We start from the raw sequence: 23,549 nt of genomic DNA on the forward strand, positions 1-23,549 counted from the left end.
CGTCTGGCATCGATTGTGATAGTGTCGACGGCAACAACCTTGACACCGGCTAGTGCGCGCCTGCCTGGCAGCAAAACTGCGGGCATGTGGGCGCGCCGGATGCAGACATCGCGGCGCGCCCTGGGTGGGGCCTCGCCATTGGTGGCATGGCACTTCACACCCGTGGCGGCTTTGCTCATGGACGTTGCCGCCTCCCCCCACCCATGAGCGTCCGCCGCTCCCTAGATAGAAAGCCCACCATGTCGCTGATTGCTGAAAGCTGCCGATTGCTTGCTTCCCGCTGCCAATGTCGACGCAATGGCATCATGCGTACGGCCGCAGTCGCGCCGAGCGCGTGGCGTGGATGCGTAAAGCCGATGCTGTGGTGATCATTGGGCCCTGCAACAGCGACGACAGTTGAAAGCCAAACACACGGGAGGCCGCACATCGCGGCGCCGCCAACGGGTGATTGGGCGTTTCAGGACGATGGTGTCAGTCGTCGTCGCCGAAGGTCCGACGGAGACTTTCCGGTCCAGCGGCGGCAGGCATGGCTGAAGGAACTCGGCTGATGGAAACCCAGCAGCCAGGCAATCTGTCGCGCCTGAAGATTATCATCGTCGAGATATCGGATTGCCATGTCGCGACGCATATCATCGAGGACTTCGCCAAACCGCAGGCCTTCTTCCGAAAGCCTGCGAGCGAAGGTCCGCTCACTCATACCCAATCGGTTGGCGACCAATCGCGCACTCGCCTGGGCATGGGGCAGCAGCGGGGCAATCGTATTTTCAACGATGGTGCGAAAGGGGCTTGAGTTCGACGTACGGCCGGAGAGAACCTCTTCAACCATCTTGACCATGATTTCGTTGAGAAACGGGTCAGCCTGGATCAAGGGAAGTGCCAACACTGCCTGATCAAAATGCATGTCATCGGCATATGCGCCAAATTCGACGTCACAGCCGAACAGCCGACGGATTCTGTCGAATTTGCCGGAACGATGGTGAGCAAAGTGGGTTCTCAGCGGCGCAAGCTTTCTTCCGGTCATCTCCCGGCAAAGGCGCAGAAGCGCAAACATGAGACATTCCATCTGGTGCCGGTCCCGGTGTCGTGGAATGCCGGCATAGGATAGCCCGATGCGGCATGCCGACGCCGTATCGACCTGAACGGTGAGTGCCTCGTTTCCGACGCGCGCATAGCGTTCGATCCGCCGCAGCGCATCACCAAGGGTTCGTGACGAGGCGGCGACGTAATAAAGCATGCCGATTTCGCGCATGTCGAAATCCTGCGCCAATGTCAGGCCCAACCAGACATCCTTCGTGTCGGCGGAAATCAGGTCCAGAAGTTCGATCTGCGAGGAGACGCTGATGCGCCCGTGGTTGGAAAGAGCAGACTGTGAAACCCCGGAACGGGACAGCAAGGGGACCGGATTGATTCCCGAACGCACAAGATGCGCCATGGCAAGCCGCGCAGCCAGGCCGCTCGCCGTGGGGACGGTCGCCAATTTTCGAATAACCGGATCGCCCTGACGAGAATCCATGTCCACCCACCGCCAAACTCACCCTCGAAACATCCTATTGTTGGCAGCTTGAAGCAAGGGACCCATCGAGGAAAACCAAGGACGGAGGACGTCCAGAAAGCCGGCCAGAGTGCGCCGGCAGGCAACTGCCACAAACTGTCAGCTGCACGGGGCTATACCAACCTCATCGACGAAGCAGCATCTAAAGGGAAAAGCATGATCGAGGCGTTTGCGGGCATTCACTGGGTCGCTGTATCAGCGGGGACGCTTGTCTTCATGGTCCTCGGGGCGACCTATTTCATGGTGCTCTTTCCGAAACAGTATCTGTACGTCACCGGGCGCGAAAACCTGCCGGAAGAGGAGCAACGGGTTTCCGGCGCGATCTTCATCGTCGGCCCGATGATCTGCTCGCTCGTCACCGTCATTGCCGACGCGGTCCTTGTCAGTGCACTCGGCATCACGTCCGTTCCCGATGCGCTGGCGCTAGGTCTTGTGGTCGGCTTGGGTTTCCTTGTGCCGATGACCTTCAACATCGCCATCAACCCGCTATTTCCACGACCGATCCTCTACGGGTTGTTGAACGCGCCGTACTTCCTTGTCGCCAATGTCATCGCATGCACCCTGATCGTCCTGATCCCGTTTTGAGAACTGCCGCATATGGGAAAGTCCCTTTCCCGCCCCCTCCCCACAAGGGAGGGCTCAACCTGCAGCGCCGCCCGAGTTGTGAAAACCGGGGGTAGCGGCCGGGTATCCCCCTTATGGGCGAAATGGCCGACAGGCCAGAGGGGCCTTACCCCTACGCGACAGCTCTGGCCTGCAGGGTGAGGACAAGCTCCGGCGCCCATATTTCCCACTCCCTCTTGCACAGGCGCCGCCTCTCTGCCTTGTTGCTGACCTAATCTGCTGGGCAATACTGATTCGTCCCAAGCAACCAGCCAGCCAGCCGCCTGATCCCGAGGAACACGACGCATGAATTTCAAGAAGCCCGAAATCTCGGAAATGAGGCCGAAGATTACCGTTATCGGTGTTGGCGGCGGTGGCGGCAATGCCATCAACAACATGATTACCGAGGGACTTCAGGGTGCTGAATTCGTCGTCGCCAATACGGATGCGCAGGCGCTCACCATGTCGAAGGCGACGCGGCTGATCCAGCTTGGCGCGCAGGTCACACAGGGGCTCGGCGCCGGTTCGCTGCCGGAAGTCGGCCGCGCGGCGGCAGAGGAATCGATCGACGAGATCATGGATCATCTCGGCGGCACGCATATGTGCTTCGTCACCGCCGGCATGGGTGGTGGCACCGGCACCGGTGCGGCCCCCGTCATCGCGCAGGCCGCCCGCAATGCCGGCATCCTGACGGTCGCAGTCGTCACCAAGCCGTTCAGCTTCGAAGGCAAGCGCCGCATGCAGTCCGCCGAGGAAGGCATCGAGCGCCTTCGCGAAGCCGCCGATACCGTCATCGTCATCCCCAATCAGAACCTCTTCCGCATCGCAGATGCCAAGACCACCTTTGCCGATGCCTTCGTCATCGCCGACCGGGTGCTCTATTCCGGCGTCGGCTGCATCACCGACCTGATCGTCAAGGAAGGCCTGATCAACCTCGACTTCGCCGACGTGAAATCGGTGATGAAGGGTATGGGCCGGGCGATGATGGGCACCGGCGAAGCGACCGGCGACGGCCGCGCCTCCAAGGCCGCCGAAGCCGCGATCGCCAATCCGCTGCTCAGCGAAGTTTCGATGAAGGGCGCCAAGGGCGTGCTGATCTCGATCTCCGGCGGCTCGGACATGACCCTGTTTGAGGTGGACGAGGCGGCAACCCGCATCCGCGAGGAAGTCTATGTCGACGCAGACATCGTCGTCGGCGCCATCTTCGACAAGAACCTCGACGGTGTCTTCCGCGTCTCCGTCGTCGCCACCGGCCTCGACGCGCTGGCCCCCGGCGCGGATGGCGGGATCACGCAGCCGGCGCAGGCGTAACGGGGCCGGCGTTTTCGAACAATTGCTGCTTGAGCTTGGGGGTTCCCCCCTCTGTCGGCTGAGCCTGTCCTCGGGCTTGCCAAAGGCAAGACCCGGGGGCCGACATCTCCCCCTCAAGGGGGAGATGTCCCGGAGGGACAGAGGGGGGTGAGCCTCCACGCCGTCCAAAGATCAATCGGACGCGGAATCCACCCTCAAACCACCGCCTCGACAACCGCCGCCGCCGGATCGAACCTAACTCGAAACGCGCTGACCGGATGGGCGATGTTCTTGACCTTGAGGAAACCCAGGTCATCGAAATTCAGGTCGCGCTGCTTGCGGATATGGTCGCGCACGCCGCGCGAGATGCAGATGCCGCCGGGCTCGGCCATCGGCTCCAGACGCGCTGCGACATTCACCGTATCGCCGAAGATATCGCCATCCTGGACGATGACATCGCCGACATTGATGCCCATGCGGAACAGAAGGCGCTCGTCGTCGGGTACGCCGGCGCTCTCGGCGATCATCACGCCCTGGATCTCGACGGCGCAATCGATCGCCGACAATGCGCTGGCAAAGGCGACGAGCACGCTGTCGCCCGCGGTGTTGACGATGGTGCCGCTATGGGAGGCAATGATGGGATCGACCCGGTCGCGCACGTCCTTCAGGCGCGACAGGGTCCGGCTTTCGTCCTCCTCCATCATCCGGCTGTAACCGACGATATCGGCGGCGAGGATGGCGAGCAGCTTGCGGTCGAGATGCTGCAGCAGCTCATCGCGCGAGGCTTCGGCCGAACGCGCGCGGCGCAGTGTCAGGCGCATGGCGAGCAGCCCCATCAGCCCGGCCAGAAGCGCCAGGCCGATGACCATGATTTCCTGGATGAAACCGGCGCGACGGGCCTGATCGGACCGCACGGCCATCAGGCTTTCCTCCTCCGCGCGCATCCGTTCAAGGACGTCGCGCACGCCGTCCATCAGTACCTTGCCTTGCCCGGTGCGAAGCACCGCCACGGCCGCGCCCTCGTCGCCGGCGCGGCGGCGCTCGACAGTCTGGCGCAGCTCCGACAGTTTCTGGGTCGCCAGCGAGCGCAGCACTGCGATATTTCCATCCTGCCGGCGATTGTCGGCAACACCTTCGCCGAGTGTCTCAACGCTGGTCGCGAGAGCACTCACAGCCTTTTCATAGGGCTCGAGATAGTAGGGATCGCCGGTCAGGAGATAACCACGCTGGCCGATCTCGGCATCTTGCAACTGGGACTGGACGACGGAAATCAGCCGTTCGTTGCGGACCGTATGCGCCACGGCCTCATCCGCCGCCTGCCCTTTCTTCGAGACCCAGAAGGAGGCGCCGAGCAAAAGGACGATGAAGATCACCGTTGCGGCGGTGATCAGCCGCAGATTCTGCCGAGCTTCGTAGCTGACTCTTCGAATGACTGTCGATGCCTTGCGTTTCTGCGATCTCGGCGCGCTGATATCGGATGCCACGGGTCCCTGCCATTCCACCCTCGGCACCCCTCGCGCCGTTTGCCGGAGATTGGCGCTGAAACGCGGCTTTTACAAGAGGCCTCCGCGTGTTTGCGCTGGGCCTAAGCTGGGGTGATCGGCGATTAGCCGGCAGCCGGTTTCGACCGAGCCAGCCGCGACAGCATCGTGCGGACGATCAACCGGTGAAACGGCGTAATCAACGCGATGTAGATACGGCCGAACAGGATCTTGCGGCGAACCAGCGTCGTGACGCTGACCCTTTGGGCCAGTTCGCCGGCCTGGCTGACATCGACGACGATGCGGAAATCCAGATGCGTATCGTCGAAACCGAGCACTGCCCGTTCGCTGGTCTGCGAAACGATCGGAAAGAAGCCGACCATCTCCGCCTTGCCATCCGCCCCGGAGCCCTTCAGGCCGAACGGGCTGACAATGGCGTTTCGCACCGCCAGCAGGGCACGAACCCAGCCCGGAAAACGGCCAAGCCCGCGTTTTGCAAACGAGATCGCCGTTGCAGACTGGCCCGGCACCAGACGCTCGTAACAATCCGCCCAATCGGCAAGCGGCAGGGCCGGATGCGGTAGGGTAACGGGAACTGAATGGGTGCGCTGGGGCATGGCGGGCTCCGTTGGATCAAGCAATCCTAAAGCGCCCGCCGAAACGCCGCAAAGGGGCCGATTGTCACGGCCCCCTGCATGTATTGTCACATATGGATCGGCTTGGCGAAGGTTGCCAGCGCTGCTTCTTTGACGGCTTCCGACATGGTCGGGTGGGCGTGGCAGGTGCGGCCGAGGTCTTCGGACGAGCCGCCGAATTCCATCAGGACGGCGATTTCGTGGATCATCTCGCCGGCGCCGAAGCCGATGATGTGGCCGCCGAGAACGCGGTCGGTTTCCTTGTCGGCGAGAATCTTGACGAAACCGTCGGTGGCCAGCATGGCGCGGGCGCGGCCATTGGCGGTGAACGGGAACTTGCCGACCTTGTAGGCAATGCCTGCCGCCTTCAGCTCTTCCTCGGTCTTGCCGACGGAGGCGACTTCCGGCTGGGTGTAAACCACACCCGGGATAACGTCATAGTTCACATGACCGGCCTGGCCGGCAATGATCTCGGCGACGGCGACGCCCTCATCTTCCGCCTTGTGGGCGAGCATCGGGCCGCGCACGACGTCGCCGATGGCGTAGATGCCGGCAACGCTGGTCTGGAAGTGATTGTCGATCTCGACACGGCCGCGCTCCAGCTTGATGCCGGCCTCTTCAAGACCGAGACCGGTAGTATAGGGACGCCGGCCGGTGGCGATCAGCACGACATCGGCATCGAGCGTCTGCGCATCGCCGCCCTTGACGGGCTCGAAGGTCACCTTGGCGCCTGCGCCGGACTTTTCGACGCCCGTCACCTTGGCACCGAGCTTGAAATCGATGTCCTGCTTGGCCAGCATGCGCTGGAACTGCTTGGAGACTTCGCCGTCCATGCCGCCGAGGATCGTGTCGAGATATTCGACGACGGTGACCTTGGCGCCGAGACGCGACCAGACCGAACCGAGTTCGAGGCCGATGACGCCGCCGCCGACGACGACCATGTTGGCCGGGACCTTTTCCAGCGCGATCCCGCCGGTGGAGGAGACGATGACCGTCTCGTCGATCTCGACCTGAACACCCGGAATGCCGGCAACGTCTGAACCGGTGGCGATGACGATGTTCTTCGTTTCGAGAACCTGTTCCTCGCCCTTGTCATTGGTGACGGAGACCTTGCCGGCGCCGAGCACCTTGCCGGTGCCCTGGAAAGCATCGATCTTGTTCTTCTTGAACAGGAAGGCGACGCCATCGACGTTCGACTTCACCGTCGCATCCTTGTGCGCCATCATTTTGGACAGGTTCAACGTCGGCGCGGCCACCTCGACGCCGAGCGCGTCGATGCCATGGGCGGTCTGGTGAAACACTTCGGAGGCGTGCAGCAGGGCCTTGGACGGAATGCAGCCGACATTGAGGCAGGTGCCGCCATAGGTGGCGCGCTTCTCGATGACACCGACCTTGAGGCCGAGCTGGGCCGCCTTGATGGCGCAGACATAACCGCCGGGGCCGGTGCCGATAACGATGAGATCATAAGACATGGAAAGGTCCTTCCTGAGAGCGGCTATCGTCCGCCGCTGACGTTGAGTATGGCGCCCGTGACATAGGACGACGAAGGGGAAAGCAGGTAGACAATGGCGTCGGCAACCTCTTGCGCGGTGCCCGGCCGTTTCAACGGAATGGTCGGCGACATTTCCCGCGCGCGGTCGGGAAGACCGCCGGATGCGTGGATATCGGTATCGATGACACCAGGCCGAACCGCGTTGACGCGGATGCCGTCGTCGGCAACCTCGCGCGAAAGCCCGATGGTGAAGCTGTCGATCGCGCCCTTCGAGGCGGCATAATCGACATATTGCCCGGCCGAACCGAGAACGGCGGCCATGGAAGACAGATTGACGATGACGCCGCCCTTGCCGCCGTGGCGCACAGACATGCGCCGCACCGCCGCCGCCGCGCAGAGGATCGAGCCGGTGACGTTGACGCGCAGCATGCGCTCCAGCCGTTCCGGTGTGATTTCATCGATCCGGGCTGGCATGCCGACGATGCCGGCATTGTTGACGAGGCCGTCGAGCCGGCCGAACGTCTTGTCGATCGCGGCAAAGATCGCGTCGATCCCCGTCTCGCTGCCGACGTCACCCTCGACGGCAACGGCCGTGCCGCCGGCCTTTGTGATGGCGGTCACGACCGCATCCGCCGCCGGGCGGTTGGAGGCATAGTTGACGACGACGGCCCAGCCTTGCGCCGCCGCCGACTGGCAGACCGCCGCACCAATGCCACGGCTACCGCCGGTGACGAGCAGAACGGGAAGATCGCTTGATGTCATGACGCACACCCCTTGAAGGTCAGCACATCCCAGGGCGCGACGGTTGCCTTGCCCCAGATGGACGAGTTGCGAATGGCGGGTCCGAAATCGGGCAGCAGCAGTTGCGCCACCGCATTCACACCCTCCGGCGGCAGGGACCCGACCGTGCCGTCGTTTCCGACCGAATAGATGACACCTTCCCAAACCGTGCAGGCGGCGATGTCATCGCCGGTAATGTCGCCTTCCGGGCAGTTGTTCATGATCATGCCATTGGCCCGAACCGGCTCGCCGGCTTGCATGACGATGCCGTCGAGCACGAGATCGGTCTTGGAGACTGCAACCTTGAAATGGTTGCTGGTGGCAGCGCTCTCCGACCCCACCGGCTCGAAACGCAATTCATAGGCACCGGCCGCATCACCATAGATTGCCCGCTCCTGCAGGCAATCCGCGGCCATGGTGGGCGAAACCGCCAGCAGGGCAACGAGAAGCGATGCGGAACCGGCGGGCGACATGATCAGGCAGCCTTCTCTGTGGCGAGCTTGAGGCCGAGGGCGATGAAGACGAGGCCGCTGGCGCGGTCGATCCACTGGCTGGCGCGGGAGAAAGCGGCACGCATCTTCGGCGTCGTCATGAACAGGCTGACGCCGACGAACCAGGCGATCAGGCAGCTTGCCATGATGAGGCCATAGCCGAACTTGATCATGATCGGCGTATGGGCACTGACCACCGTCGAGAAAATCGACAGGAAAAAGAAGACCGGCTTCGGATTGAGCGCATTGGCCGCAAAGCCCAGACCGAAAGCCTTGAGGCCAGACTGGCGCCTGTCGCTCGCTTCGGCACCGGCGGTCGCGGCCGTCATGTCGGTCTTGCCGGCGCGTAGCGCCTTGATGCCGATATAGAGAAGGTAGGCGACACCGCACCACTTGACGATGTTGAACAGGTAGATCGACTGCGAGATGATCAGCCCGAGGCCGAGGATCGTGTAGGTGACGTGGAACATCAGCGATGTGCCGACGCCGAACGAGGTGATGATGGCGGCGCGACGGCCGTTCATCAGCGACTGGCGCATGACCATGGCGAGATCGGCACCCGGCGAGACGATGGCGAAGGCAAAGATCGCCATCAGCGCGGCAAGTTCGATGAGGTAGGGATGCACGGTAGTCTCTCCGGTTTCGATATCCGTCAGAAGATAAGCACAGCCGTCATGACGAGCAAGCCGGCGAGCGAGCCGAGCCAGACCAGCGAGCGAACATATGGAATGCCCGCGAGATAAAGCGGAATATAGACGATCCGGCAGACCAGCCACATCCACGCGCCGGTCAGCCCCCAACCGGTGAGATCGCCGACGATGGCGAGCGATAGCGCCAGGCCGATAAAGGCGGGATAGGTTTCGCGGAAATTGGCAAAGGCGCGATCGGCGCGGCCGGCAAAGACGCCGGCCGGCTTCTTCTGCTCATCGCGCGGGCCGGCATTCCAGGCCGATCCGAGTTCCAGCGTCGCGGGAATGCTCTGGAGGCCGATATGGACGGCCAGCAGCACCACGCTCCAGGCGACCAGCATGACAAACGGCGATACGGCGAGAGTTGCTGCGTCCATTGAAGACAATTCCCTGTGAGATTCAGCGTCGGCTATCTCAGATCAAGAGCCAACTTCGCGTTGCGAGATTGCCCCTCACCCTAGCCCTCTCCCCGCACGCGGGGCGAGGGGACGATAGAGTTTGCCGCTTGTCCCTTCTCCCTGCGAAAGCGGGGAGAAGGTGGCCGACAGGCCGGATGAGGGGCATTAACCCCGAGGCTGCTCAGCTCAGATTACAGATCGAGAACCAGACGTTCCGGATCTTCCAGGCTTTCCTTGACGCGAACGAGGAAGGTGACCGCTTCCTTGCCGTCGACGATGCGGTGATCGTAGGAGAGCGCGAGATACATCATCGGACGGATGACGATCTGGCCGCCGACGACGACCGGGCGATCCTGGATCTTGTGCATGCCGAGAATGCCCGACTGCGGCGCGTTGAGGATCGGCGAGGACATCAGCGAACCGTACACACCGCCATTGGTGATCGTGAAGGTGCCGCCCTGCATGTCGCCCATGCCGAGTGCTCCGTCACGGGCGAGCTTGGCGAGACGGCCGAGTTCCTTCTCGACACCGGCGATCGACATCTCGTCGGCATCGCGGATGACGGGAACGACGAGGCCCTTGTCGGTGCCGACGGCCATGCCGATATGGCAGAAGTTCTTGTAGATGATGTCGGTGCCGTCGATCTCGGCGTTGACCGAGGGGATTTCCTTCAGCGCGTGGGTCACGGCCTTGGTGAAGAAGCCCATGAAGCCGAGCTTGACGCCGTGCTTCTTCTCGAAAATGTCCTTGTACTTGGTGCGCAGGCTCATCACCGCGCTCATGTCCACCTCGTTATAGGTGGTGAGCATGGCAGCGGTGTTCTGCGCATCCTTCAGGCGCCGGGCAATGGTCTGGCGCAGGCGGGTCATCTTGACGCGCTCTTCGCGTGGTGCATCCTCGGCCGAGGACGGGCCGCGGGTGACGGCCTTGACCGGCTCGGAAGCCGCAGGCGCCGAAATGCCCTTGGCAACGGCGGCGATCACATCACCCTTCAGCACCTGGCCACGCTTTCCGGAACCATCGACCTGATCGGCCGAAAGGTTGTTTTCAGCCAGCATCTTGGCGGCAGCCGGAGCGGCCGGCATGGCCGACGCAACGGGAGCGGCGGCGGCCGGGGCCGCAGGGGCTCCCGCAGCCGGAGCGGCGACCTTCTTTTCAGCGGCAACGGGCGCCGCAGCGGCGGTTCCTGCACCGGCGGCATCGACCTGACCGAGCAGCGCGCCGAGACCGACGGTCTCGCCGGCGGCGGCGACGATCTCGGTGAGAACGCCGGCAGCGGGCGCGGGAACCTCGATGGTCACCTTGTCGGTTTCGAGTTCGAGCAGCGGTTCATCGGCTTTGACGGTGTCGCCAACCTTCTTGAACCAGGTACCGACGGTGGCTTCGCTGACGGATTCGCCCAGAGTGGGAACGCGGATTTCTGTGGCCATGATATTTATCGTCCGTTGATCGGGTGTCTGTTTCTAATGGGGAGAAAGGGAGGCCCTGCGGCCTCCCGATCGTCAGCCGCCGAGCGCGTCTTCGAGGAAGGCCGCGAGCTGCGCCAGATGCTTCGACATCAGGCCCGTTGCCGGGGAAGCGGCAGCCGGACGGCCGGTGTAGCGAACGCGCTGGTACTTGGCGTCGATATGGGCGAGCACCCATTCCAGATAGGGGTCGATGAACGACCAGGCGCCCATGTTCTTCGGCTCTTCCTGGCACCAGACCATTTCCGCGTTGCGGAAGCGCGAGAGTTCGTTGATCAGCGCCTTGGCCGGGAACGGATAGAGCTGTTCGACGCGCAGCAGATAGACATCGTCAATGCCGCGCTTTTCGCGCTCTTCCAAGAGGTCGTAATAGACCTTGCCGGTGCAGAGCACGACGCGACGGATCTTGGCGTCCTTCTGTAGCTTGATCGGACCATCCTTGATCACTTCCGCATCGTCCCAGAGCAGGCGATGGAAGGACGTGTCGCCGGCCATTTCCGACAGCGAAGACACGGCGCGCTTGTGGCGCAGCAGCGACTTCGGCGTCATCATGATCAGCGGCTTGCGGAAGTCGCGCTTCATCTGGCGGCGCAGGATGTGGAAGTAGTTCGACGGCGTCGTGACGTTGGCGACCTGCATGTTGTCTTCGGCGCACATCTGCAGCCAACGCTCGAGACGGGCGGACGAGTGCTCCGGACCCTGGCCTTCGTAGCCATGCGGCAGGAGGCAGACGAGGCCCGACATGCGCAGCCACTTGCGTTCGCCCGACGAGATGAACTGGTCGAACACGACCTGCGCACCGTTGGCGAAATCGCCGAACTGGGCTTCCCAGAGGGTCAGCGCGTTCGGACGGGCCAGCGAATAGCCGTATTCGAAGCCGAGGACAGCCTCTTCCGAGAGCATCGAGTTGATGACCTCGTAGCGGGCCTGGGTCGGCGACAGGTTGGCGAGCGGAATGTAGCGCTCTTCGGTTTCCTGATCGTAGAGAACCGAATGACGCTGCGAGAAGGTGCCGCGTTCGCAATCCTGGCCGGACAGGCGGATCTTGGTGCCTTCCGTCGCCAGCGAACCGAAAGCGAGCGCCTCGGCCATGGCCCAGTCGATGCCTTCGCCGGTGGAGACCATGTTGGCACGGCCGTCCATGAAGCGCTGGATCGTCTTGTGGACGTTGAAGCCGGCGGGAACTTCCGACAGCTTGCGGCCGATTTCCTTCAGCGCCTTCATCGGCACGCCGGTCTTGCCACGACGCTGTTCGTCCTGGTTGTCGGCGGCACGCAGGCCCGACCAGGCTCCATCGAGCCAGTCGGCCTTGTTCGGCTTGTAGGACTGGCCAGCCTCGAATTCCTGTTCCAGATGGGCGCGCCAGTCGGCCCGCATCTTTTCCAGTTCGCCTTCGCTGATGACGCCTTCGCCGATCAGGCGCTCGCCATAGATCTGGACGACCGGCTTGTGGGCGCGGATAACCTTGTACATCTTCGGCTGGGTGAACGACGGCTCGTCACCTTCGTTATGACCGAAGCGGCGGTAGCAGAACATGTCGACCACGACCGGCTTGTGGAACTTCATCCGGAATTCGGTGGCGATCTTGGCGGCGTAAGTGACCGCTTCCGGATCGTCGCCGTTGACGTGGAAGATCGGCGCTTCGATCATCTTGGCGACGTCGGACGGATAGGGCGACGAACGCGAGAAGGCCGGATTGGTGGTGAAGCCGATCTGGTTGTTGATGATGAAATGCACGGTGCCGGCGACACGATGGCCGCGCAGGCCGGACAGGCCGAGGATTTCAGCCGTGACGCCCTGGCCCGCGAAAGCGGCATCGCCGTGCAGCAGCAGCGGCATGACCTGCGCCCGTTCCGACAGCGGGATGATGTCGCCTTCGAACACCTTGGCCATCTGGTCCTGCTTGGCGCGAGCCTTGCCCATGACGACCGGATTGACGATCTCGAGATGCGAGGGGTTCGCCGTCAGCGACAGGTGCACCTTGTTCCCGTCGAATTCGCGGTCGGAGGAAGCGCCCAGATGGTACTTCACGTCGCCCGAGCCTTCGACATCGTCAGGCGCGTAGGAGCCGCCCTTGAACTCGTGGAAGACGGCACGGTGCGGCTTGCCCATGACGTTGGTCAGGACGTTCAGACGGCCGCGATGGGCCATGCCGAGGATGATTTCCTTGAGGCCTTCCTGGCCGCCGCGCTTGATGATCTGCTCCAGCGCCGGAATCAGCGATTCACCGCCATCGAGGCCGAAACGCTTGGTGCCCTTGTACTTGACGTCGATGAACTGCTCGAAGCCCTCGGCCTCGATCAGCTTCTGCAGGATCGCCTTCTTGCCTTCGGGCGTGAAGTCGATGCCCTTGTCGGCGCCTTCGATGCGCTCCTGGATCCAGCCCTTGATCTCCGGATCGGAGATATGCATGAACTCGACGCCGAGCGTGGAACAGTAGGTGCGTTCGAGGATTTCGACGATCTCGCGCAGTGTTGCTTCTTCAAGCCCGAGCACGTTGTCGAGGAAGATCTTGCGATCGAGATCAGCGTCGCTGAAACCGTAGTTGGACGGCGACAGCTCGTGATAGTCCTCGACCGGCGCGGCAATCGCCAGCGGGTCGAGCTTGGCATGCAGGTGACCGCGGGCGCGGTAAGCGCGGATCAGCATGATGGCGCGCACGCTGTCGCGGGTCGCCTGGTGAACGTCGGCCGGCGTGGCGGCAACGCCGGTCGCGGCGGCCTTTTCCTCGGCCTTGGCCTGCACCTTCTTTTCGATGACCTTCTCGACCGTGCCCCAGTCGCCATCCAGCGCCGAGACGAGGTCGCCGCTGGCGGGGATCGGCCAGTTCGGCTTCTTCCAGGAAGCACCCTTGGCGGCGCGGATCACGTCGTCTGGCGAATCCTGCAGCGCCTTGAAGAACGACTGCCACTCGCCGGAGACCGATGACGGATCGTTTTCGTATCGCGCATAGAGCTGGTCGATATAGCCCGCATTGGCACCGTCGAGGAACGATGTCAGCTGGAATTGCTCGTTGGCTTCTTGCCTTGCCATGGTGTTTTGCGGACCTGTCCGTCCGCCTCCTGACTTGTTAACTCTGCCGGCTTCGGTCCCGGTCGACCTTTATCTGTGGCGTTCGAAACGCCGAACCATCCCGTAGATGGAGGTGATCTGGCGGGCTGCAATAGCCCGCCAGATCAAGTCTCGGTGTCTCAGCCCTTGAGGACTTCGACCAGTGTCTTGCCAAGGCGCGCCGGCGAGGGCGAAACCTTGATGCCGGCTGCTTCCATGGCGGCAATCTTGGATTCCGCGTCGCCCTTGCCGCCGGAAACGACAGCGCCGGCGTGGCCCATGGTGCGGCCCTTTGGTGCGGTACGACCCGCGATGAAGCCGGCCATCGGCTTCTTGCGGCCCTTCTTGGCTTCGTCGATGAGGAACTGGGCTGCATCTTCTTCGGCCGAGCCGCCGATTTCGCCGATCATGATGATCGAGGTCGTGGCTTCGTCGGCCAGGAACATTTCGAGCACGTCGATGAACTCGGTGCCCTTGACCGGGTCGCCGCCGATGCCGACAGCCGTCGTCTGGCCGAGGCCTTCGTTCGAGGTCTGGAACACGGCTTCATAGGTCAGCGTGCCGGAGCGCGAGACGATGCCGACCGAACCCTTGCGGAAGATCGAGCCCGGCATGATGCCGATCTTGCATTCTTCCGGCGTCAGGATGCCCGGGCAGTTCGGGCCGAGCAGTCGCGACTTCGACTTGTCGAGGCGGGCCTTGACACGGACCATGTCCATGACCGGGATACCCTCGGTGATGCAGGTGATGAACGGGATTTCCGCGTCGATCGCCTCGATGATCGCATCGGCGGCACCAGCCGGCGGAACGTAGATCACGGAGGCATCGGCGCCGGTGCGCTCCTTGGCTTCGGCGACGGAGGCGAAGATCGGCAGGCTTTCGCCTTTCGAACCGGTCCAGGTTTCGCCCCCCTTTTTCGGATGGATACCGCCGACCATCTGCGTGCCGTAGTAGGCGAGCGCCTGTTCGGTGTGGAACGTACCGGTCTTGCCGGTCAGGCCCTGAACCAGGACCTTGGTATTCTTGTTTACGAGAATAGACATCTATCAGGTCCCCAGATTAGGCGTTGATCGCAGCGACGATCTTCTTCGCCGCGTCATCGAGATCGTCGGCGGCGGTGATGGCCAGGCCCGAATCGTTGAGGATTTTCTTGCCAAGCTCGACATTCGTGCCTTCGAGACGAACGACCAACGGAACCTTGAGGCCGACTTCCTGAACGGCAGCGACAACGCCTTCGGCGATGACGTCGCACTTCATGATGCCGCCGAAGATGTTGACGAGGATGCCCTCGACCTTCGGGTCAGCGGTGATGATCTTGAAGGCAGCAGCCACCTTCTCCTTGCCGGCGCCACCGCCGACGTCGCAGAAGTTTGCCGGCTCCTTGCCGTAAAGCTTGATGATGTCCATCGTCGCCATGGCGAGACCGGCGCCGTTGACCATGCAGCCGATATTGCCGTCGAGGGCAACGTAGGCGAGGTCCCACTTGGAGGCTTCGATTTCCTTGGCGTCTTCCTCGGTCTCGTCGCGCAGCGCCTTGACGTCGTCGTGACGGAAGATCGCATTGCCGTCGAAGGACATCTTGGCGTCGAGAACGCGCAGATGGCCGTTCTTCATGACGATCAGCGGGTTGACCTCGAGCAGCGACATGTCCTTGTCGTTGAAGGCCTTGTAGAGCAGCGGGAAGAGCGACTTGGCGTCTTCGGCGGCCGCACCCGAAAGTTCGAGCGCCTTGCTGATCGCGACAACGTCCGCATCCGTCACGCCCGTTTCCGGGTTGATGGCGATGGTGTGGATCTTTTCCGGCGTGTCATGGGCGACAGCCTCGATGTCCATGCCGCCTTCGGTCGAGATGACGAAAGCGACCTGGCCGACGGAGCGATCGACCAGCAGCGAGCAATAGAGTTCGCGGTCGATATCGGCGCCATCCTCGATGTAGAGGCGGTTGACCTGCTTGCCGGCTTCGCCGGTCTGGGCGGTTACCAACGTGTTGCCGAGCATTTCGGCAGCATGCTTCTTGGCTTCCTCGATCGAGAAAGCCAGGCGAACGCCGCCCTTGGCATCCGGGCCGAGTTCCTTGAACTTGCCCTTGCCGCGGCCGCCAGCATGGATCTGGCTCTTCACGACGTAAAGCGGGCCGGGAAGCGACTTTGCAGCCGCTTCAGCTTCTTCCGCCGAGAAGATGGCGACACCTTCTGCCACCGGAGCACCAAAGGTCTTCAACAGAGCCTTGGCCTGATATTCATGAATGTTCATGGAGATAATCCTGATTGAGGCCGGAGGTGATTACTTCAGGCTCGGAGCGATGGCGACGCAGGCTTCGCACAGGCCGGCAACGGCTGCCACAGACTTGTCGAAGGCTTCCTGTTCAGCCTTGTTGAATTCGACTTCGATGATGCGCTCGACACCGCCGGCACCGATGATCGTCGGCACGCCGACATACATGTCCTTGACGCCATACTGGCCGGTCAGGTGAGCGGCGACCGGCAGAACGCGCTTCTTGTCCTTGAGGAAGGATTCAGCCATTTCGATCGCCGAAGCGGCCGGAGCGTAGTAGGCAGAACCGGTCTTGAGCAGGCCGACGATCTCGGCGCCGCCATCACGGGTGCGCTGGATGATTTCTTCGAGACGCTCCTTGGTGACCCAGCCCATCTTGACCAAATCGGTCAGCGGAATGCCGCCAACGGTCGAGTAGCGGGCGAGCGGCACCATCGTGTCGCCATGGCCGCCGAGAACGAAAGCGGTGACGTCCTGGACGGAAACGTTGAATTCCTGGGACAGGAACAGGCGGAAACGCGACGAGTCAAGAACGCCGGCCATGCCGACGACCATGTTCTTCGGAAGGCCGGAGAACTTCTGCAGTGCCCAGACCATCGCGTCGAGCGGGTTGGTGATGCAGATGACGAAGGCGTTCGGGGCATATTTCTTGATGCCGGCGCCGACCTGTTCCATGACCTTGAGGTTGATGCCCAGCAGGTCGTCGCGGCTCATGCCCGGCTTGCGGGCAACACCGGCGGTGACGATGCAGACATCCGCACCTTCGATGGCGGAATAGTCGCTGGCGCCGGTCAGATTGGCATTGAAGCCTTCGACGGGCGAGGACTGGGCGATATCGAGACCCTTGCCCTGCGGAATGCCGTCGGCGATGTCGAACAGGACGATGTCGCCGAGTTCCTTCAGGCCGGCGAGATGCGCCAGCGTGCCACCAATCATACCAGAACCAATGAGTGCGATCTTGTTGCGAGCCATGAAAGTGCTTCCTTTAGGATCCAAATCTGACAAGGCCTGAACGCGGCGCCTCCAAGCGCCCACCGTGGCAAACCTTTCGGCGCAAGGAATTAACCTTCAAAATCTAAAATATCAATAACTAGTTTTGAGTGGAACGTTTTCAATCGGTTAGATCATAAATTTCTTACGTAAACGTAAGAAATTATGTCGTCATCATGTCACGAAACAGCAGAATTTTCCCGATGAGCGCGGGCATATTCCTCGCTCTGGATCTCGATCAGCCGTGAAACCGTCCTGTCGAACTCGAAGCCCTCCGTGCCGCTCTTGGCCGTCAGAAGGTCGATTGGCGCGGCTGCGGCGGAAGCGAAAAGCCGGGCGCCGTGGTCGTAGATCGTGTCCACCAGCATGATGAACCGCTTGGTCTCGTTGCGGCGTTCCGGGCTCATATGCGGGATGTTTTCGACGAAGAGCGTGCGATAATGCGAGAGGATGGCGAGATAATCCGCCGCCCCCAGCGGCCTCTCACAAAGATCGGCAAACGAGAACCGCGCGCATTCGCCGGCTGACTGTGGCACGACGATCTTGCGCCCCTTGAACGCAACCTCGGCGGGGCGGACAGAATGTCCCGCCGTCGCCAGCGTCCAGGCCTTGTCCAACTCCGCGTCGGCCTGAGGTCCGAGCGGCGACGACCAGACCGGCAGCCCATCGGTCTTGGCCAGCCGGTAATCCGTGCCGGCATCGAGCGGCACGATATCGGCATACCGCCTCAAGAGATCGATAAACGGCAGGAAGAGATCGCGGTTCAGGCCTTCGCGGTACAGATTGACCGGCTCGACATTCGATGTCGCGACCAGAACGCAGCCCTTGGCGAACAGTTCGCTGAACAGCCGCGACAGGATCATCGCATCGGCGATGTCGGTGACCGAGAACTCGTCGAAGCAGAGCAGCCGGGCTTCGGCGAAGATCTCCGAGGCCACCGGCGGCATCGGGTCCGCTTGGCGCGTCTCGCCGTTCTTCAGCTTCTGCCTATGCTTGAAGATGCGCTCGTGCACATCAGCCATGAATTCATGGAAATGCGCCCGCCGCTTGCGCTGGATCGGCACCGTCTCGAAAAACAGGTCCATCAGCATGGTCTTGCCGCGCCCGACACCACCGTAGAGATAGAGCCCCTTCAGCGGCGGATGATCGTTCTTGCGCGAAGCAAACAGCCATCCGAGCGCATTCGACTTGCGCTGCGCCCGGCTGCCGGCCAGTTCGCTCGACAGATGATCGAGCCGTTTGGCAATGCCGAGCTGCGCCGGGTCACGCGTCAGCGCGCCGGATGCGATCATGGCTTCGAGTTTTCGGGAAATGCTGTCTTCGGGATTGGGCACGCGCTGAACCGGTCTGGTGTCGGAAACGACGGCAAGAAAAAGCCCGGCTCAGATGCCGGGCTGGTTCGTTAGCGGCTGAGGCTGACCGGCTGGCCGCCGTTGGTCGATCCGTCGAAGCGCGAATCGGCGCTCTTGTACAGGCGGGCCAGCGGATTGCCGCTGCGGTCCTTGAGAACGACCTGCTTGCCGGCTACTTCCCACGAACCCATCTGCGTCAACTCACCGGCGCAACCGCGCGTACCGCCACGCGAACCACTGCCCAAATTGGTGAGCGTCAGGAACATGTCGCAGGAACTGCCGGCATTCGAAACGCGCCAGTTGCCGACCATGGATTCCTTGGTGACATCGAGGCCCGTCGTCGCAGCCGCGACTTCCGTCGTACCCGGCGTCTGCACGCCGCCCACGGCAGCCGTGCCGCTGACGGGCGCTGCCGGGAACTGCGAGGTATCGCCCGACGGCGCAGGAAGCTGGTTGGACTGGACCGTCGCCACCGGCTGGGCCTGCAAGGGCGCCGGCTGCACGGAATTACCGCCGAAATCAGTCATGGACGTCCGCTGACATCCAGCCACTGCCAGCACCACGGCCAGTCCCGCAACCGCATGTATTGTCCGCATGTCTAAAGCTCCCGATCGTCTCTGCTATTGGCGTCTAAGGCGTTGTTCAGGGGAATATAGGCGGAATTAGCTTAAAACTAACTTTAAATTCAAGATGGGAATGATTCTTTAAGACTGTGGCATGATTGAAACGGTGGGTTTCTGCGCCGGGAGGTTGCCGACGGCTGGTGAGCGACAGCGAACCTCACCCGTTGTAATCGGACGACAGCAGCCCAACGATCTCCCTCTTCGCCCCAGCGGGGAGAAGTGCCGAACACAGTGAGGCGATGAGGAGGCGACGGCAAAGCCGGCGCGAGCGGCATATTAAAAGTGGCCTTCGCCCCCCTCATCCGCCCTTCGGGCACCTTCTCCCCGCTGGGGAGAAGAGGAAAAGACCGAAACATCCGTCAAAACCGACCCGGAAGGCTCGGCTTTAGACGCGGCGCTCCACCATCATCTTCTTGATTTCGCCGATCGCCTTGGCCGGATTCAAGCCCTTCGGGCAGGTCTGGGCGCAGTTCATGATCGTGTGGCAGCGATAGAGCCGGAAGGGATCCTCGAGATTGTCGAGGCGCTCGCCCTTGGCTTCGTCGCGGCTGTCGATCAGCCAACGATAGGCCTGCAGCAGCACGGCCGGACCGAGATAACGGTCGCCATTCCACCAGTAGCTCGGGCAGGAGGTGGAACAGCAAGCGCAGAGAATGCACTCGTAGAGGCCGTCGAGCTTCTGCCGGTCCTCGTGGCTCTGCTTCCATTCCTTGGCCGGGGTCGGCGAAACCGTCTTGAGCCAGGGTTCGATCGAGCGATGCTGGGCGTAGAAATTGGTGAGGTCCGGCACCAGGTCCTTGACAACAGGCATATGCGGCAGCGGATAGATCTTCACCGTGCCCTTCACCTCGTCCATGCCCTTGGTGCAGGCCAGCGTGTTGGTGCCGTCGATGTTCATGGCGCAGGAGCCGCAGATGCCTTCGCGGCAGGAGCGGCGCAGCGTCAGCGTCGGGTCGATCTTGTTCTTGATGTAGAGCAGCGCGTCGAGCACCATCGGCCCGCAATCGTCGATATCGACATAGAACGTGTCGATCGACGGGTTCTTGCCGTCGTCCGGGCTCCAGCGATAGATGCGGAATTCGCGCGTATTGGTGGCCCCGGCCGGCTTCGGCCAGACCTTGCCTTCGGTCATCTGCGAATTCTTGGGGAGAGCGAGTTCAACCATACGACCTGTCCGTTCTTTCCTTGCGCCGATCCTTGCGGATGACCAGTTTCAGCCCCGACCATATGACGTCGATCGCTGCGACCTTCACATCCACCAGATCCAGACCGAGGGCCGCGTTGCGTACGACATCCTCGGTCACATCCGTCCTAACCTTCGAAGCTTTCTTCGGCCATGAGACCCAGATCATACCATCCGGCGTGATCCGGTCCTGCAGGCCGGAAAGCTCGTTCTCGATCTCCGCCCGCACTGATGTGAAAGCATGGATCGCATCATATGTTTCCTTCGCCGCCCGCAGCGCCTCCCAGCTTGGAAAGCGGTCGCAGACGGCAAAATCGGCCGAAGCCGCAAGGTCCGCCAGACTGTCCGGTAGCGCGATGAAGGCTACCGTCATTCCGGGCTTGAACCCGAGCTTCCTGACAAGCGGCGTGCCGGAATATCCCGCACCCACCGCCGCCATCATCAATATACGCGCGCCTTCGGCTCGATCTTGTGCGGATCGATGCCGTCAGCCAGGAGTTCGGTGTGAACCGGGCGGTAGTCGAGCTTGACTTCGCCGGTCTCGCTGACCCAGGACAAGGTGTGCTTACGCCAGTTGACGTCGTCGCGGCCGGAGAACGGGCCGTCGACAAAATCCTCGCGGGCGTGGGAGCCGCGGCTTTCCTTGCGGGCTTCGGCGCCGAAAACCGTGGTGATGGCGTTGGCCATCAGGTTTTCCAGCTCCAGCGTTTCGACCAGGTCCGAGTTCCAGATCATCGAACGGTCGGTGACCTTGATATCGCTGAGGTCCGACCAGATGGCGCTCATGCGCTTGCAGCCGCTTTCCAGCGATTCCTGTGTCCGGAACACGGCGGCGTCGTCCTGCATGGTGCGCTGCATCTTCTCGCGCAGCACCGCCGTCGGCGTGCCGCCATTGGCGTAGCGCAGCTTGTCGAAGCGGGTCATGATCTTTTCGCAGGCGTTCTCGTTGATCGCCGGGATCGCCGAGGCGCGGTCGATGACCTCGCCAGCACGGATGGCGGCGGCGCGGCCGAAGACCACAAGGTCGATCAGCGAATTGGAGCCGAGGCGGTTGGCGCCGTGCACCGAGGCGCAGCCGGCTTCGCCGACGGCCATCAGGCCCGGAATGACCCGCTCCGGATTGGCGCTGTCGGCGTTGAGCACCTCGCCCCAATAGTTCGTCGGGATACCGCCCATGTTGTAATGCACGGTCGGCAGGACCGGGATCGGCTCGCGGGTCACATCGACGCCGGCGAAGATCTTGGCGCTTTCGGAAATGCCCGGCAGGCGCTCGTGGAGGACGGCGGGATCGAGGTGATCCAGATGCAGGTAGATATGGTCCTTGTTCTTGCCGACGCCGCGGCCTTCGCGGATTTCCAGCGTCATGCAGCGGGAGACGACGTCGCGCGAAGCGAGGTCCTTCGCTGACGGGGCATAGCGCTCCATGAAGCGCTCGCCCTCGGAATTGACGAGGTAACCGCCTTCGCCGCGCGCACCTTCGGTGATCAGACAGCCGGAGCCGTAGATGCCGGTCGGGTGGAACTGGACGAATTCCATGTCCTGCAGCGGCAGGCCGGCGCGGGCAATCATGCCACCGCCGTCGCCGGTGCAGGTGTGGGCCGAAGTCGCCGAGAAATAGGCGCGACCGTAACCGCCGGTCGCCAGAACCACCATCTTGGCGGCAAAACGATGGATCGTGCCGTCGTCGAGGTTCCAGGCAATGACGCCGGTGCAGCGGCTGCCGTCATCCGACATGATCAGGTCGAGCGCGAAATACTCGATGAAGAATTCGGCGTTGTGGCGCAGCGACTGGCCATAGAGCGTGTGCAGGATGGCGTGGCCGGTACGGTCGGCAACGGCGCAGGTGCGCTGGACCGGCGGGCCGGCGCCGTAGTTCTGCATGTGGCCGCCGAACGGCCGCTGGTAGATCTTGCCTTCGGCATTGCGCGAGAAGGGAACGCCGTAATGCTCAAGCTCATAGACCGCCTTCGGCGCTTCCATGGCGAGATACTGCATGGCATCGACGTCGCCCAGCCAGTCGGAGCCCTTGACGGTGTCATAGAGGTGCCACTGCCACGAGTCCGGCGTCATGTTCTGCAGCGAGGCGGCAATGCCGCCCTGGGCGGCAACGGTGTGCGAGCGCGTCGGGAAGACCTTGGTGATGCAGGCCGTCTTCAGCCCCTGCTCCGCCATGCCCAGCGTGGCGCGAAGACCGGCGCCGCCGGCACCGACGACAATCACGTCGAAGGCGTGATCCACATATTCATAGGCGTGGCCGTTAATGTTCGGCGATGTATTGGGTGCCATTTTGAATTACCCTGCAAACGCGATCTTCAGGATGGCGAAAAGACAGAGCCCGCCAACCGCGATCGCAAAAAACGTGTTCAGCATGAGGGTCACGATCTTCAGCCCCTCCCCATGCACATAATCCTCGATGATCACCTGCATGCCGATCTTCATGTGAATGATCCCGGAAATCACCACCAGACCCATGATCACGGCGACGAACGGGTTCGACAGGGCGGCGACCACCTCAGCATAGGGCGCGCCGGCATATTTCACGAGGAAGAGAATGAAGAAGATGATCAGCGGCACATTGGCAACGGCGGTCAGCCGCTGGCGCCAGAAATGATCGGTGCCCTCCTTGGCCGAGCCGAGGCCGCGAACCTTGCCGAGGGGCGTGCGCATATCCATGGAAGTCTGTCCTCTCAGCGAATGACGTAGCCGACAATCCAGATGAGCACGGTGACGACGACCGAGCCGATCAGATTGGCAATGGCAAGCTTGGTGGCGAAATGCTTCTCGTAGCCGTAGCCGAGATCCCAGACGAAGTGCCGGATGCCGCCAAACAGGTGGTGGACCAGCGCCCAGGTATAGCCGAACAGAACAAGTTGGCCGATGATCGTGCCGAAGGCCCACATCGCCCAATCATAATAGGCCGGACCGCTGGCCGCGGCGATCAGCCACCAGGCAACCAGGATCGTACCGAAGTAGAGCGCGCCGCCGGTGATGCGGTGCACAATCGACATGGCCATGGTGGGGATCAGCTTGTAAACTTGAAGATGCGGCGAGAGCGGCCGGTTTTTGGTGACATTCGTCATCTGAACCTCACGGAAGAAACCGGTCGAATGCCCAAAAACTGGACCATTTTTCTCCGGTATTGCACCTGATTGTGCACAATTCAGTCTGCCGACCTTTAATCACCATATTCATTAACGAC

General features: G+C 62.2%; 22 protein-coding genes. 2 read left to right on the top strand and 20 right to left on the bottom strand.

Translation table 11 applies throughout. From position 1 onward, the window contains the following. Positions 1 to 457: 457 nt before the first annotated feature. Positions 458 to 1,513, bottom strand: coding sequence for an AraC family transcriptional regulator (locus ASG68_RS06195; RefSeq protein ID WP_062577639.1), 1,056 nt, complete (start codon positions 1,511 to 1,513; stop codon positions 458 to 460). Positions 1,514 to 1,708: 195 nt separating this feature from the next. Here ASG68_RS06195 and ASG68_RS31715 point away from each other — a divergent pair, with 195 nt between their 5' ends. Next, complete coding sequence (locus ASG68_RS31715; RefSeq protein ID WP_062577642.1) at positions 1,709 to 2,137, top strand: DUF1761 domain-containing protein; 429 nt, start codon at positions 1,709 to 1,711, stop codon at positions 2,135 to 2,137. A 324-nt stretch (positions 2,138 to 2,461) separates the two neighbouring features. Continuing rightward, positions 2,462 to 3,466: a cell division protein FtsZ gene (ftsZ, locus tag ASG68_RS06205; protein ID WP_062577644.1), complete on the top strand. Its 1,005-nt coding sequence runs from the start codon at positions 2,462 to 2,464 to the stop codon at positions 3,464 to 3,466. 194 nt (positions 3,467 to 3,660) lie between these two features. Here ftsZ and ASG68_RS06210 read toward each other — a convergent pair whose 3' ends face one another. The 19 genes from ASG68_RS06210 to sdhC all read right to left on the bottom strand — a co-directional run bounded on the left by ASG68_RS06210 (position 3,661) and on the right by sdhC (position 23,430). After that, positions 3,661 to 4,929, bottom strand: a complete 1,269-nt coding sequence (locus tag ASG68_RS06210; RefSeq protein ID WP_062577646.1) for a CHASE3 domain-containing protein — start codon at positions 4,927 to 4,929, stop codon at positions 3,661 to 3,663. A 122-nt stretch (positions 4,930 to 5,051) separates the two neighbouring features. After that, on the bottom strand, positions 5,052 to 5,543 hold the full coding sequence (locus ASG68_RS06215) for a DUF2867 domain-containing protein (RefSeq protein WP_062577648.1): 492 nt from the start codon (positions 5,541 to 5,543) through the stop codon (positions 5,052 to 5,054). Positions 5,544 to 5,629: 86 nt separating this feature from the next. Continuing rightward, complete coding sequence (gene lpdA, locus ASG68_RS06220) at positions 5,630 to 7,033, bottom strand: dihydrolipoyl dehydrogenase (protein ID WP_062577650.1); 1,404 nt, start codon at positions 7,031 to 7,033, stop codon at positions 5,630 to 5,632. Between the two features lie 23 nt (positions 7,034 to 7,056). After that, positions 7,057 to 7,815, bottom strand: a complete 759-nt coding sequence (locus ASG68_RS06225; RefSeq protein ID WP_062577652.1) for an SDR family oxidoreductase — start codon at positions 7,813 to 7,815, stop codon at positions 7,057 to 7,059. Further along, a complete protein-coding gene (locus ASG68_RS06230; protein WP_062577654.1) occupies positions 7,812 to 8,306 on the bottom strand; it encodes a hypothetical protein in 495 nt (164 codons plus the stop codon). The genes ASG68_RS06225 and ASG68_RS06230 overlap by 4 nt, the downstream gene beginning before the upstream one ends. A gap of 2 nt (positions 8,307 to 8,308) precedes the next feature. Beyond that, entirely contained in the window at positions 8,309 to 8,950 is a 642-nt protein-coding gene (locus ASG68_RS06235; protein WP_062577656.1) for a LysE family transporter, read from the bottom strand. 26 nt (positions 8,951 to 8,976) lie between these two features. Next, positions 8,977 to 9,390, bottom strand: a complete 414-nt coding sequence (locus ASG68_RS06240; protein WP_062603957.1) for an MAPEG family protein — start codon at positions 9,388 to 9,390, stop codon at positions 8,977 to 8,979. A 212-nt stretch (positions 9,391 to 9,602) separates the two neighbouring features. Further along, positions 9,603 to 10,841: a 2-oxoglutarate dehydrogenase complex dihydrolipoyllysine-residue succinyltransferase gene (odhB, locus tag ASG68_RS06245; RefSeq protein ID WP_062577660.1), complete on the bottom strand. Its 1,239-nt coding sequence runs from the start codon at positions 10,839 to 10,841 to the stop codon at positions 9,603 to 9,605. A gap of 72 nt (positions 10,842 to 10,913) precedes the next feature. Next, positions 10,914 to 13,910 carry a 2-oxoglutarate dehydrogenase E1 component gene (locus ASG68_RS06250; RefSeq protein WP_062577662.1) on the bottom strand — a complete coding sequence of 999 codons (2,997 nt, stop codon included), beginning with the start codon at positions 13,908 to 13,910 and terminating at the stop codon, positions 10,914 to 10,916. 158 nt (positions 13,911 to 14,068) lie between these two features. After that, positions 14,069 to 14,971 carry a succinate--CoA ligase subunit alpha gene (gene sucD, locus ASG68_RS06255; RefSeq protein ID WP_062577664.1) on the bottom strand — a complete coding sequence of 301 codons (903 nt, stop codon included), beginning with the start codon at positions 14,969 to 14,971 and terminating at the stop codon, positions 14,069 to 14,071. A gap of 16 nt (positions 14,972 to 14,987) precedes the next feature. Next, positions 14,988 to 16,181 (bottom strand): ADP-forming succinate--CoA ligase subunit beta, encoded by a 1,194-nt coding sequence (gene sucC, locus ASG68_RS06260; RefSeq protein WP_062577665.1) that lies wholly within the window; start codon positions 16,179 to 16,181, stop codon positions 14,988 to 14,990. A 30-nt stretch (positions 16,182 to 16,211) separates the two neighbouring features. Beyond that, entirely contained in the window at positions 16,212 to 17,174 is a 963-nt protein-coding gene (gene mdh / locus ASG68_RS06265) for a malate dehydrogenase (protein WP_060502748.1), read from the bottom strand. A 197-nt stretch (positions 17,175 to 17,371) separates the two neighbouring features. After that, the gene (gene zapE, locus ASG68_RS06270) at positions 17,372 to 18,526 is read right to left on the bottom strand and encodes a cell division protein ZapE (RefSeq protein WP_082478564.1); all 1,155 of its coding nucleotides are present in this window, start codon (positions 18,524 to 18,526) and stop codon (positions 17,372 to 17,374) included. 68 nt (positions 18,527 to 18,594) lie between these two features. Further along, the gene (locus ASG68_RS06275) at positions 18,595 to 19,140 is read right to left on the bottom strand and encodes a protease inhibitor Inh/omp19 family protein (protein ID WP_062577670.1); all 546 of its coding nucleotides are present in this window, start codon (positions 19,138 to 19,140) and stop codon (positions 18,595 to 18,597) included. A 412-nt stretch (positions 19,141 to 19,552) separates the two neighbouring features. After that, entirely contained in the window at positions 19,553 to 20,332 is a 780-nt protein-coding gene (locus ASG68_RS06280) for a succinate dehydrogenase iron-sulfur subunit (RefSeq protein ID WP_062577672.1), read from the bottom strand. Further along, complete coding sequence (locus ASG68_RS06285) at positions 20,325 to 20,789, bottom strand: hypothetical protein (protein WP_062577756.1); 465 nt, start codon at positions 20,787 to 20,789, stop codon at positions 20,325 to 20,327. Before ASG68_RS06285 ends, ASG68_RS06280 begins: the two co-directional genes overlap by 8 nt. A gap of 2 nt (positions 20,790 to 20,791) precedes the next feature. Beyond that, entirely contained in the window at positions 20,792 to 22,636 is a 1,845-nt protein-coding gene (gene sdhA, locus ASG68_RS06290) for a succinate dehydrogenase flavoprotein subunit (protein WP_062577674.1), read from the bottom strand. A 6-nt stretch (positions 22,637 to 22,642) separates the two neighbouring features. Next, positions 22,643 to 23,023: a succinate dehydrogenase, hydrophobic membrane anchor protein gene (gene sdhD, locus ASG68_RS06295; protein WP_062577676.1), complete on the bottom strand. Its 381-nt coding sequence runs from the start codon at positions 23,021 to 23,023 to the stop codon at positions 22,643 to 22,645. A 14-nt stretch (positions 23,024 to 23,037) separates the two neighbouring features. Then, complete coding sequence (gene sdhC, locus ASG68_RS06300) at positions 23,038 to 23,430, bottom strand: succinate dehydrogenase, cytochrome b556 subunit (RefSeq protein WP_062577678.1); 393 nt, start codon at positions 23,428 to 23,430, stop codon at positions 23,038 to 23,040. Between the last annotated feature and the right edge of the window lie 119 nt (positions 23,431 to 23,549).

The organism is Rhizobium sp. Leaf453 (assembly GCF_001425605.1).
Lineage (GTDB): Bacteria > Pseudomonadota > Alphaproteobacteria > Rhizobiales > Rhizobiaceae > Pararhizobium.